This is a genomic window from Enterobacter cloacae complex sp. ESBL7 (assembly GCF_041679625.1).
GTDB lineage: Bacteria > Pseudomonadota > Gammaproteobacteria > Enterobacterales > Enterobacteriaceae > Enterobacter > Enterobacter asburiae_B.
This window is the reverse complement of sequence record NZ_JBGORN010000018.1, coordinates 1-10,855: the sequence shown is the minus strand read 5'-3', so window position 1 is coordinate 10,855 and position 10,855 is coordinate 1. Positions and strand designations below refer to the sequence as shown.

10 protein-coding genes are annotated in these 10,855 nt (G+C 60.4%); 9 read left to right on the top strand and 1 reads right to left on the bottom strand.

The window, feature by feature from the left end; translation table 11 throughout:
* Positions 1-44: 44 nt before the first annotated feature.
* Positions 45-311: a PAAR domain-containing protein gene (locus ACERY3_RS24765; protein WP_373226755.1), complete on the top strand. Its 267-nt coding sequence runs from the start codon at positions 45-47 to the stop codon at positions 309-311.
* Here the strand turns inward: ACERY3_RS24765 and ACERY3_RS24760 are convergent.
* Positions 272-418 (bottom strand): hypothetical protein, encoded by a 147-nt coding sequence (locus ACERY3_RS24760; protein WP_373226756.1) that lies wholly within the window; start codon positions 416-418, stop codon positions 272-274. The two genes, ACERY3_RS24765 and ACERY3_RS24760, sit on opposite strands and share 40 nt — an antisense overlap.
* Before the next feature lie 46 nt (positions 419-464).
* On the opposite strand from ACERY3_RS24760, the gene ACERY3_RS24755 reads away from it, so the two are divergent.
* The 8 genes from ACERY3_RS24755 to ACERY3_RS24720 all read left to right on the top strand — a co-directional run.
* The gene (locus ACERY3_RS24755; protein WP_373226731.1) at positions 465-1,469 is read left to right on the top strand and encodes a type VI secretion protein; all 1,005 of its coding nucleotides are present in this window, start codon (positions 465-467) and stop codon (positions 1,467-1,469) included.
* On the top strand, positions 1,453-4,824 hold the full coding sequence (locus ACERY3_RS24750; RefSeq protein ID WP_373226729.1) for an ImcF-related family protein: 3,372 nt from the start codon (positions 1,453-1,455) through the stop codon (positions 4,822-4,824). Before ACERY3_RS24755 ends, ACERY3_RS24750 begins: the two co-directional genes overlap by 17 nt.
* A complete protein-coding gene (gene tssA, locus ACERY3_RS24745; protein ID WP_373226728.1) occupies positions 4,824-6,425 on the top strand; it encodes a type VI secretion system protein TssA in 1,602 nt (533 codons plus the stop codon). Before ACERY3_RS24750 ends, tssA begins: the two co-directional genes overlap by 1 nt.
* A 23-nt stretch (positions 6,426-6,448) precedes the next feature.
* A complete protein-coding gene (gene tssF, locus ACERY3_RS24740) occupies positions 6,449-8,188 on the top strand; it encodes a type VI secretion system baseplate subunit TssF (RefSeq protein ID WP_373226727.1) in 1,740 nt (579 codons plus the stop codon).
* Positions 8,143-9,243 carry a type VI secretion system baseplate subunit TssG gene (gene tssG / locus ACERY3_RS24735; RefSeq protein ID WP_373226726.1) on the top strand — a complete coding sequence of 367 codons (1,101 nt, stop codon included), beginning with the start codon at positions 8,143-8,145 and terminating at the stop codon, positions 9,241-9,243. The genes tssF and tssG overlap by 46 nt, the downstream gene beginning before the upstream one ends.
* Positions 9,224-9,760 (top strand): type VI secretion system lipoprotein TssJ, encoded by a 537-nt coding sequence (gene tssJ, locus ACERY3_RS24730; protein ID WP_373226725.1) that lies wholly within the window; start codon positions 9,224-9,226, stop codon positions 9,758-9,760. The genes tssG and tssJ overlap by 20 nt, the downstream gene beginning before the upstream one ends.
* Before the next feature lies 1 nt (position 9,761).
* The gene (tssE, locus tag ACERY3_RS24725; protein ID WP_373226724.1) at positions 9,762-10,205 is read left to right on the top strand and encodes a type VI secretion system baseplate subunit TssE; all 444 of its coding nucleotides are present in this window, start codon (positions 9,762-9,764) and stop codon (positions 10,203-10,205) included.
* Between the two features lie 52 nt (positions 10,206-10,257).
* Positions 10,258-10,855, top strand: a 598-nt coding sequence (locus ACERY3_RS24720; RefSeq protein ID WP_373226723.1) for a type VI secretion system ImpA family N-terminal domain-containing protein, incomplete at its 3' end; no start/stop codon positions are given.

Below are 10,855 nucleotides of genomic sequence, written 5' to 3'. Positions count from 1 at the left end.
ATACTCCATGGTTAATTTTATTGATATTGAAAGGGTTATTATTAATGTCTAAAAATGTTGTTGTTCTTGGCGATAAAACAAACAGTGGCGGTGAGGTCATTTCCGCCTCTGCCCATTATTCGGTAAACGGCAAACAGGTCGCACTGGTTGATGACTTAGTGAATTGTCCGCTTGACGGCCACGGTGTTAATCCCATAGTGGAGGGACATCCGCACCGGACGGTAGGCGGTCGGGCCGTTGTGGTTGATGGTTGCCGCTGCCAGTGTGGCTGTCACGTCATCGCCAGCACGACAAACAACACGGTAGGGTAATGCATGGCCTGGCTTCGAAATAAATCCCCGACGACCGTATTGTCTGCACCGCCTTCTCTTTTCCTGTGGTTATTTACAGGGACGCTGGCGGTTATTGCTGGCGTCATACTCTTTGTGCTCCATTCCTCCGGGGCCGTAAAGGTATTGTCATCGATGAATGTCTGGACGGTATCACTGGCTCCGTCAGGTGTCTGGTTTTTGTTGCTCTGTATCTGGGGATGGTTTCGGGGTCAGGAGATCGATGAGCATCAGTTTCTGGAAAAAGAAGCGCGATATGCGCAGGCGCAGTGGGAAGCATGGGCTGAACGACATCTGGCTGTCCTCGGAAGCAGCGTTCTGCTACCCAACAATGTCACGGCGGACACGCTATGGAAGAGCGATGAGGGGAGTTTCCCCTCACAAAGTATGCGCGTCTGTCGTCTGCCCACGACGTCGTTAGCGGATGCCGTAGTGTTATGTCTGGGGGGCATTCAGGAGTCACTTCAGGCTTTACCCCGTGACCTGCCGCTCAGAGTAACCCTGGTGAGTGATGTCTCTCAGGACGCGCTCTCCGGTGCCTTTACCCCAGCATGGGGAACCTTGTTTCCTGAACGTGCTTTACCCGTCGATCTCACGATGACACAAGCGCATTCCTTCTCATGGGTTGAAGCCCGTCTCGAACAGCCGGTTCTGACGGTGGATTTGATCATCGTTGTACAGCTGAACGGCGGCGATGCGTATTCCGACGCCATGGCGGCACTGTTGTTGACCAGTGATGATGTGGCACAAAAATACCGGCTGTCTTATCCGGCCCGTTTATTACGCCCCATGTCGCTGGATTTAACTGCCGTTGAAAAAGACCTCACCCTGTTTCTGGAAACCCAGACGGTGGCCTGTCGTACCGCCCGCATTCTGGAAGATGCGCTTTGCTGGCATACCGTATCCGCCTCACTGGCGTCTGTCGGTGGAAGGCATGGCGCTGACTGGAAATCTGCCGACACGATGATGCTGGAAAAACTCTGCGGAATACCTGGCGCATCAGCCCCGTGGATCCTGACCGCCCTTGGGGCGGAGATAGTCATGTCCGGTAACCTTTCCCTGCTGACGTTATTGTCATCCGGTACGGAGCAGTTTGTCAGTACCATCGCACCTGGAAGTGAAAATGCAAATATCGGGTAATCGCTTCGTTAATTTTCTCAGGGTGGCGCTTATCCTGATCGGGATTGCAGTACTCTGGTGGCTGATCGTCCATTATGGCCCGATGATTGGTCTTGAAGGATCTGGAGCACAAATGCTGGCGCTGATCGTCGTCTGTTGTGCGCTGGTGCTCCTGCGCTTTTCTCCTCTCGTCGTCCGCAGCCTCAGGGAGAAGTACCACCACAGCCAGGGCGAAGAAGGAAACTGGTTGCCGGGTTCTGGTGCCAGAGTTGCTCAAATGCCTCCCCGCAACATTACTGTCAGCGAAATCCGCGAAACCATGCGTAACCATTACGGACGCTTCTGGTCCCGTAAGGTCCGTATTTTTCTGGTCACCGGTACGCCTGCAGACGTGGAGTTGCTGACCCCCGGGCTGACGGCGCAATACTGGCAGGAAGACCGTGGCACGTTACTGCTGTGGGGCGGTGACCCCGCTCAGCCACTGGATACTGTCTGGCTGCGGGCGCTGCGTCAGTTGCGACGCACTCCGGCTGACGGGCTGGTGTGGGTGACGGCCTCGCTGGACTCCGCTGACGAAGACGCGATGGACCTGCTGGGACGTGCATTCCGCGAGATTTACAGCCAGCTCGCGCGGCGTCTGCCGGTGTACGTCTGGCATCTGGATGCCGAAGGCGGTGCACAGGCCGGTCGTACCACCCAGCCGGTGGGCTGCCTGCTGCCCGCCGGTTGTCGCCCGGAAGCGCTGAATGGTCACCTGCAGGCGCTGGTTCCTGAACTTATCCGTATGGGTGTTCAGCAGATATGCCTCGATACGGCCCACCATTTTCTGCTGACGCTGGCGGACCGACTGTCGGCCCGCCCTGAATCTGTCTCTAAACCTCTGGCCCCGTGGCTGAATTCGCACCGTCCCCTGCCGCTGGCGGGGGTGATGTTCAGTCCGCCGTCCTTCGGCGCTGAGCGCAGCGTGAAGCACCACTGGGCCAGGGATAATCGCTGGGATGCGCTGCCGGAGCGTGTACGCGAGTTACCGTCAGGACTGCGACCTGTCAGTCCCGGCGGCAACAGGATGCCGCTGTTGGCCGTGTCTGCCGCTGTACTGATGGCATTGTGCGGCACGGCGATGGCGGTCTCCTTTATGGTTAACCGCACGCTGGTCTCCGGGACACAGCAGCAGGTGCAGGCGGCGCTGGACACGCACCGCACCCTGACGAACCGGCTGCAGGCACTGATGGCCCTGCAGAAAAGGTTAGCCCAACTGGAGTACCGCGAGGCGCACGGTGCCCCCTGGTATCTGCATGCCGGTCTTAACCAGAATAACGCGTTGCTTGACGCGGCGTTTCCCCGCTACGCGCAGAGCGCACTGCCGCTGATTCGGGATGCGGCAGCTGAACACCTGCGTTCGCAGCTTCAGGCGTTTGTACAGTTGCCGCCGGACAGCCTGCAGCGGACTCGCCTGGCAAAAGCCAGCTACAACCAGCTGAAGCTCTGGCTGATGCTGAACCGTCCCGACAGAATGGACCCGGTCTGGTTTCGCGACACGCTGATGCAGGACTGGCCGACGCGGCCGGGCGTTAAGCCGGGGGAGTGGCAGGGGGACGGCCCGGCGTTGCTGGCGTTTTATGCCGCCGCCTTACCTTCGCATCCACAGTGGCGGCTGAACAACGATGACGAACTGGTCAGCGCCACCCGCGGGCTGCTGGTTCGTCTTATCGGGATGCGCAACAGCGAATCGGGCCTGTACCAGAAGGTGCTGGCGCAGGTGTCACATCTCTACGCCGATATGCGCCTGGAGGACATGGCCGGTGAGACGGATATTGCCCGGCTCTACACCACAAAAGCCGTGGTGCCGGGGATGTTCACCCGTCAGGCCTGGGAGAATGCCGTACAGCCTGCGATTGATAAGGTGGTGAAAGCGCGTCGTGACGAGATGGACTGGGTGCTGAGCGACAGCCAGACGCCCGTCTCACAACAGGTCTCCCCGGAGGCGCTGAAAAAGCAGCTGACCGACCGCTACTTCGCCGATTTCAGCGGGGCCTGGCTGTCGTTTCTCAACAGTATCCGCCTGCAGCCGACGCCGACGCTCTCTGATGTTATCGACCAGCTGACCCTGATGGCGGACGTGCGCCAGTCACCGCTGATTGCGCTGATGAACACCCTGAACGTGCAGGGGCATACTGGTGAGACGGGAGAGGCTATCACCGATTCGCTGGTGAAGTCCGCGAAGCATCTGCTCTCCCGTGATAACGCCCCGGCCATCGACCAGAGTGCGACCACGCACGGCCCACTGGATGACACGTTCGGCCCGGTGCTGGCTTTAACGGGGAAGCAGCCTGATGGCAACAGCGATTCACAACTGAGTCTGCAGACCTTCCTCACCCGGGTGACCCAGGTGCGCCTGCATCTGCAGCAGGTCACTGACGCCACGGACCCGCAGGCCATGACCCAGGCGCTGGCACAGACGGTGTTTCAGGGGAAAGGTGTGGATTTAACCGACACGAAGAATTACGGCAATCTGGTGGCCGCTGAGCTGGGGCAGGAGTGGCGCAGCTTCGGGCAGACTGTCTTTGTCCGCCCGCTTGCCGGGGCCTGGCAGCAGGTACTGACCCCTGCCGCCGAAAGCCTTAACGCACAGTGGCAGACCGATGTGGTCAGTGACTGGAACCGCTCGTTTGGTGGTCGCTACCCGTTCGAGGACACCGACAGCGAGGCATCGCTGACGCTGTTGGCAAAATACCTGAACACAAACGGACGACTCACTGAGTTTCTGAAAACCAGCCTGAATGGCGTTCTTCGACAGGAGGGCAGCCGCTGGGTGCCGGACTCGCTCAACAGCCTGGGGCTGACCTTTAACCCCGCGTTTCTGAACGCCATTAACACCCTGAGCCATATCTCTGATGTGGCGTTCACCACCGATGCAGCCCGTCTGCAGTTTGACCTGCGTCCGGGCACCGCTGCCGGGGTGATGGAGACAACTTTCCGTACCGACGGCCAGACGCTCAGTTATGCCAATCAGATGCCGGTCTGGCAGCATTTTACCTGGCCGGGCGATACAACCTCACCGGGAGCCTCGCTGAGCTGGATGAGCGTGGCGGCCGGGACCCGCTCGTATGCGGAACTGCCCGGGGAATGGGGACTGATTCGTCTGCTGGATAAAGCGCAGGTGCAGGGGTATCCCGGTCTCAACAGCAGCTACCGCCTGCGCTGGAATGCCCCGGATGGCCGTGCTCTGAACTATACCCTGCGCACCCAGGATGCAGAAGGCCCGCTGGTGCTGCTGAAACTCCGGCACCTTACCCTGCCGGAGACGATATTCCGGGTGAAAGGCACTCATGCTGACAATACGGTGGCAGACGAGCCGACGGAGGACACGGACTGATGACGACACTGAACGCCCTGCTGACGGCCTGCCAGGCGGAACGGGAGCCACTGCTGAAACAGACGCAACAGCGCCTGGCACTGTGGGATAGCTGGCTGCGGCCGGTGTCTGAGGAGGCCCCCTGTGGCGAAGACCCCGGCTACGACGATGATTTTCAGCAACTGCGCGAGGAGATGGACAGACTGTCCGGTATCGACCCGGAGCAGATTTGTCATCTGTGCGAAAAACTGCTGACCACCGTCGCCAAAGATATTCGTGTGGCCGCCTGGTACACCTGGGCGAGACTGACCATGGACGGGGAAGCCGGGCTGGCTGACGGACTGGAGCTGCTGGCGGCACTGCAGCAGCGCTTTAGCCCTGAGCTTCACCCGCAGCGTGAGCGCCCCCGTACGGCGGCGCTGGACTGGCTGGCCGGTACACGAATGCTGGACAGTCTGGCGATGTACCCGGAAGCCTCGGTGGAAGATTCACGGCGTATTGCCGGTGCCCTGATGCTGCTGGAGCAGACGACCTCGACGGAGGACGGAGAACCCCTGATACAGGCCGGAGCGCTGTATGCGGCGCTGGAGTCCCGGCTGATGAAGGCCGGGGGCCCCGACGCCGTGGTGCCGCAGAACTCAGCCGACAGCGAGCCGGTCAGACCCGCTCCCTCTGTGCGTACCGCACCGTATACCTCCGGTACGACCATTGCCTCAGGTCGTGACTTGCTGGACCAGGCCCGACAAATGACGGCCTGGCTGAATGAGCAGCCGGAAGGCTGGCTTGCCGCACACCGGCTGATGAAGACGCTGCGTCATGACACGCTGCAACTGCCGCCGCCGTCTGAGGGCGATGGGCGCACGCGCATCGAGCCCCCCAAAGCGGATGCCCGTGTGCAGCTGAAACGCCTGTACCAGCAACAGCGCTGGAACGAACTCCGCGAGCAGGCGGACAGCCTGTTCTCACGCGCAGCCGGTCACCTGTGGCTGGACCTCCAGTGGTATATCCACCAGGCGCTGCAGAAGCAGGGGCGCGAAACGGAAGCCGCCATTATCCAGGATGACCTGAAGGGGCTGCTCCATCGTCTGCCCGGCCTGGAAGCGCAGGCCTTTAATGACGGCTCTCCCTTTGCTGACGACGTGACGCTGAACTGGATACGCCAGCAGGTGATGAATGATGCGACAGACTGGCAGGAGCCCTCCCTCACCACGGCCAGCACCACCGAAAACGATATTCTGGCGCTGGAAGCGGAAGCCCAGGAAAAAGCCGACAGCGACGGTGTGGAGGTGGCTCTGACCTGGTTACAACAGCGTCCCGGCGTGGTCACACCCCGCGAGCGCTGGCTGATGCAGCTGCTGATGGCCCGACTCGCCGAACAGTACGGTAAAAACACGCTGGCCCTGCATCTGCTGGGGGAGCTGAATACGCAGGCGGGCAACCTGACGTTGCAACAGTGGGAGCCGGAGCTGCTGTTTGAGGTGAAGGCGCGAAAACTCAAACTGTTACGTCTGCAGGCCGGGCGCAGTGAAGCTGATAAAACGCGGCTGCAGCCGGAGATGGATTTGTTACTGGCCGGGCTGGTGGCGCTGGATCCTGCCAGAGCCGCCGTGCTGTGCGGTTAATACTGAAGAGACATGACAAATAAATGGAAGATTTAACCCTGCGCTATTTTGACGCCGAAATGCGCTATCTGCGCGAGGCCGCGAAAGAGTTCGCCCGGACTCACCCGGATCGGGCGATGATGCTGGATCTTGATAAGGCCGGCACGCCGGACCCTTACGTTGAGCGCCTGTTTGAAGGCTTTGCCTTTTCCATGGGACGCCTGCGGCAAAAAATTGACGACGATCTGCCGGAGCTGACGGAAGGGCTGGTCAGCATGCTCTGGCCGCACTATATGCGAACCATTCCGTCTCTGTCGGTGGTGGGCTTCACGCCGGAACTGCTGGAGATGAAGATAGCCGAGGATGTCCCCGCCGGACTGGAGGTGTACTCCCGTCCGGTGGGTGCCAGGAACACCGTCTGCCGTTATCGTACCACCCGGCCCATGATGCTGAATCCGCTCACGGTACAGAACGTCACCCTGACCGCTGAGCCGGACGGGCGCTCTACACTCATTACCCGGTTTGCCTGCGCCCCCCAGGCCGACTGGGCGCAGACTGACCTCAAACGGCTCTGCCTGTATCTGGCCGACGATGCGCCGGTCAGCAGTTCGCTACATTTGTGGCTCACGAAACGGCTGGAGGCGCTGTATCTGCGCCTGCCCGGCTCCGGGGAGCGTATCCGGCTGGATGCCTGGTTCTCACCTGGTGGTTTTACCGATGAGGACCGCCTGTGGCCGAAGGGCGACAGCGCCTTCAGCGGCTATCAGCTGCTGCTGGAGTATTTCACCTTCCGCGAAAAGTTTATGTTTGTGCACCTCAACGGGCTGGAGGGCATCACGCTCCCGACGGGTATCACGCATTTCGATATTGAGGCGGTGTTCAGCCGGGTGTGGCCGTCCGACCTGCCGGTGGCCGCCGATGCCCTGCGGCTGCACTGCGTGCCGGTGATAAACCTCTTCTCGATGGACGCAGATCCGCTGAGGGTGAACGGTCTGGAAAGCGAGTACCTGCTGCGTCCGAAGCTGGTTCAGGACGGTCATACCGAAATCTATTCGGTCGATGAAGTGACCGGTACCGGGACCACATATGTGCCGTTCAGCAGCTTTCGCCATCAGGGCGGTATGCTGCGCCGTCAGGCCCCGGAGCGCTATTTCCATACACGCGTGAAACGCAGCGTCACCGGCATGTATGACACCTGGATAATCCTGGGCGGTGAGCAGAACGCGCCGGTACAGGATACCCTGTCGCTCGGGATCACCGGCACCAACGGTCAGCTCCCGCGCCAGGCGCTGCAGAGCACCCTGCTGGAGCGCTGCGAGCAGCGGGTCAAGACCCCGGTGACCCTGCGTAATCTGTGCAAACCGACGCTGCCAGTGTACCCGCCGGATGAGGACAGCTTCCACTGGCGCATCATGAGCCATCTCGGGACCCGCTTTCTGAACATGATGAGCAGCCCGGAGGTGCTGAGCGGCACGCTGAAGCTCTACAACTGGACCGGTGATGACCTCAATAACCGACGGCTGTCGGCCATTCAGGATGTGCAGCATCACCGTATTCAGCGCTTTGAGGACGGTTTTTTGCTGCGCGGGCTGGATATTGAGGTCACCCTCGACAGCAACGGCTTTACCGGTGAAGGGGATATCCACCTGTTTGGCGAAATGCTCAACCGCTTCCTGTCCCTCTACGCCGACATGAACCAGTTTAACCAGCTCTCCCTTATCGTTCAGCCAGAAGGAAAATGCATCCGGTGGAAAGAGAATCACAGTCCGCGACTGCCCGGCTGATAACGCAGCTTCAGGAGACGCTTCCCCGCACCAACTTTTACCGGCTGTGCCAGATTGTGGAGAAACGCCACCCGGATGCGCCGGTGGCGGGCAGCAGCTGGCAGGTACGTCAGGAGCCGGTGCGTTTTCGCCCGCATCCGGGGATGGGCTTCCCGGTTGGCGAAATTAAAGGGGCTGACATCCCGGAACAGCCACATCTGCCACCCACGGTGCGGGTGACGTTTATGGGGCTGTATGGCGTGGAATCGCCGCTGCCCACAATTTATACCGACGATATCACGCAGCACCAGGAAGGCTATGAAGCCGTCTGTGATTTTCTCGATATCTTCAACCACCGGCTGATTACCCAGTATTACCGTATCTGGCGCAAGTATTCGTACCCGGCCACTTTTGAACCGGGTGGACGGGACCGGACCTCACAGTATCTGCTGGGGCTGGCGGGAGTGGGGATACCGGGCTGTGCGCAGAATATCGCCACCCCGGTCTCGCGTTTTCTGGCGTTGTTGCCGGTGATGCTGCTGCCGGGGCGTACCGCCGAAGGCCTGGCCTCGCTGGTCACGCTGCTGGCACCGGACACCCGCGCCACAGTCTGGCATCACGACCGCTGCCGCGTCCCGCTGAGTGCCCCGGTCACCATGAGTACCCGCCATCCCGTCAGCCTGAAGGCGCGTCCGGTGATGGGGGACCACGGGACCGATGTGAACAGCCAGGTGCTGCTGCAGCTCACCACCGGTAACCCGGAGGAGGTACAGGGCTGGTTACCCGGCGGGCAGCTGCATACCGACCTGCTTGCCCTGCTGCATGTTTACCTGGGCAGTGCGCTGGACGTGCGTCTGCAGCTGCGCGTGAACCGTACCCTGCTGCCGGATGCGCAGGCACATTGCCATCCTGAACAGGGTGGTGTGCAACTGGGGCGAACCGCCGTGTTGCGCTCGCTGTGTTCTCAGACATCCGGCAATGACCGGATACTCACTATCCCTCTGGGGCGCTGGCAGTGCGTCAGGGAATACGTTAACCGCAAGGAGACCGATGAAGATGGCGATTACCACTGGTAAGGTCATTACCGTATGTGCTGCGCTGGCGACCACCGTATCACTCAGTGGCTGCGGCCTGACGCAGAAAGTATCAGAGGGCACGAAGGCCATGACCACCGCCATATTTTACAAACAGGTCAGAACGTTACATCTGGATATCCGGGCCCGCGCGGCGCTGAATGTCAATGACGACGGCATCCCCCTGCCCACGGTGCTGCGCCTCTACCAGCTGAAAGACCGTAAGGCGTTTGATGGTGCGGATTATCCGGCGCTGTTTACGGCTGACAGCCCGGTGGTGAAAGCCGACCTGCTGGCCGAAAAGGATATTCGCCTGAAACCCGGCGAGGCCGTACAGATTGATATGCCGATGGAGGAAACGGCACAGTACGTGGCGGTCGCCGCCATGTTCCTTGCCCCGGACCAGACCCGCAATACCTGGCGGGTGGTCATTCCCCGTAAGGATCTGGATCCTGATAAGGCGCGTCTGATTGAAGCGGGTGATAACCGGCTGCGGCTTCTGCCCGTGAAGGAGAAATAACATGCGCCATCCGTCACTGTACGAAAGACTTCTCGGTCATTTTGCCGGTGGTCTTCCCCTTGAGCAGGTGAGCGAAGAAAATCAGTACATTATGTCGGTGCTGGATAACCTGCAGCGGGTGCTCAGTACCCGGGCCGGTTCCGTGGCGCATCTGCCGGACTATGGTCTGCCGGATATGACGCTGATTTTGCAGGGCATGCCCGGTACCGTCCATGAACTCAAAACCACGCTGGCAAAAATGTTGCTGAAATACGAGCCGCGTATTCAGGACATTAACGTGGTGATACTGGAGCAGACCCGGCCCGGTGAACTGCGCTACGCCATTGAAGCAGAGCTGCACGACGGCGGGCTGGTGCGTTTTGGCACCGAGTTTATGCCGGAAGGTAAAGTGCTGCTCCGCCACCTGAAACAACAACGCATACTCCCCTCCGGCAGCCGAAGCTGACCGGCAGATATCAGAAACAGTCATCTTCATCCTGAATTAAGGACGTCTGAATATGTTTTCCCGAAACCTGCCCGTGCATGCGGGCCAGGATCCCCGCGCATGGTCTGAATACACCCAGGTGCGCGATGAACTGAGCAAGCTGACCCACCCCGCACGTCCCGATGTGGACTGGCGCAACGTGGAACAGCTTTGCGTGACCCTGTTTCGCCATAACGGCACTGACCTGCAGACCGCCGCCTGGTTCTGCTGTGCCCGCCTGCAGCGTTCCGGCCTCGCCGGGCTGTCGGAAGGGCTGGAACTCATCGATTCGCTGATTTCGCACCAGTGGAGCGTGATGTGGCCGCCGCAGATGCCATTTCGTAAGGAGATTCTGGTGTGGCTCAGCGACCACCTGATGCTGAGCCTGCGCCGCTTTACGCTCGGTCACCAGGACCTGACGGTGGTCTATCGTCTGGAGCAGCAGTTTCGCCACCTGTGCGACCTGTTACAGCGCCTGGAACTGCGCCAGGTCAGTAAAATGGACGCACTGCTGCACTGGATGCACGCGGCGGTGGTCCGGCTGGAAAACGCGAAAGATGCGCCGCTACCTGCTCCCGCTGAGTCCACTTACCCGCACACCGCCAGTCCGCTTCCGGGCAGCGCTGCGCCGT

Coding starts and splice junctions, on each gene's coding strand:
- ACERY3_RS24765 (WP_373226755.1), top strand. CDS start 45: ATGTCTAAAAATGTTGTTGTTCTTGGCGATAAAACAAACAGTGGCGGT.
- ACERY3_RS24760 (WP_373226756.1), bottom strand. CDS start 418: ATGACGCCAGCAATAACCGCCAGCGTCCCTGTAAATAACCACAGGAAA.
- ACERY3_RS24755 (WP_373226731.1), top strand. CDS start 465: ATGAATGTCTGGACGGTATCACTGGCTCCGTCAGGTGTCTGGTTTTTG.
- ACERY3_RS24750 (WP_373226729.1), top strand. CDS start 1,453: ATGCAAATATCGGGTAATCGCTTCGTTAATTTTCTCAGGGTGGCGCTT.
- tssA (WP_373226728.1), top strand. CDS start 4,824: ATGACGACACTGAACGCCCTGCTGACGGCCTGCCAGGCGGAACGGGAG.
- tssF (WP_373226727.1), top strand. CDS start 6,449: ATGGAAGATTTAACCCTGCGCTATTTTGACGCCGAAATGCGCTATCTG.
- tssG (WP_373226726.1), top strand. CDS start 8,143: ATGCATCCGGTGGAAAGAGAATCACAGTCCGCGACTGCCCGGCTGATA.
- tssJ (WP_373226725.1), top strand. CDS start 9,224: ATGGCGATTACCACTGGTAAGGTCATTACCGTATGTGCTGCGCTGGCG.
- tssE (WP_373226724.1), top strand. CDS start 9,762: ATGCGCCATCCGTCACTGTACGAAAGACTTCTCGGTCATTTTGCCGGT.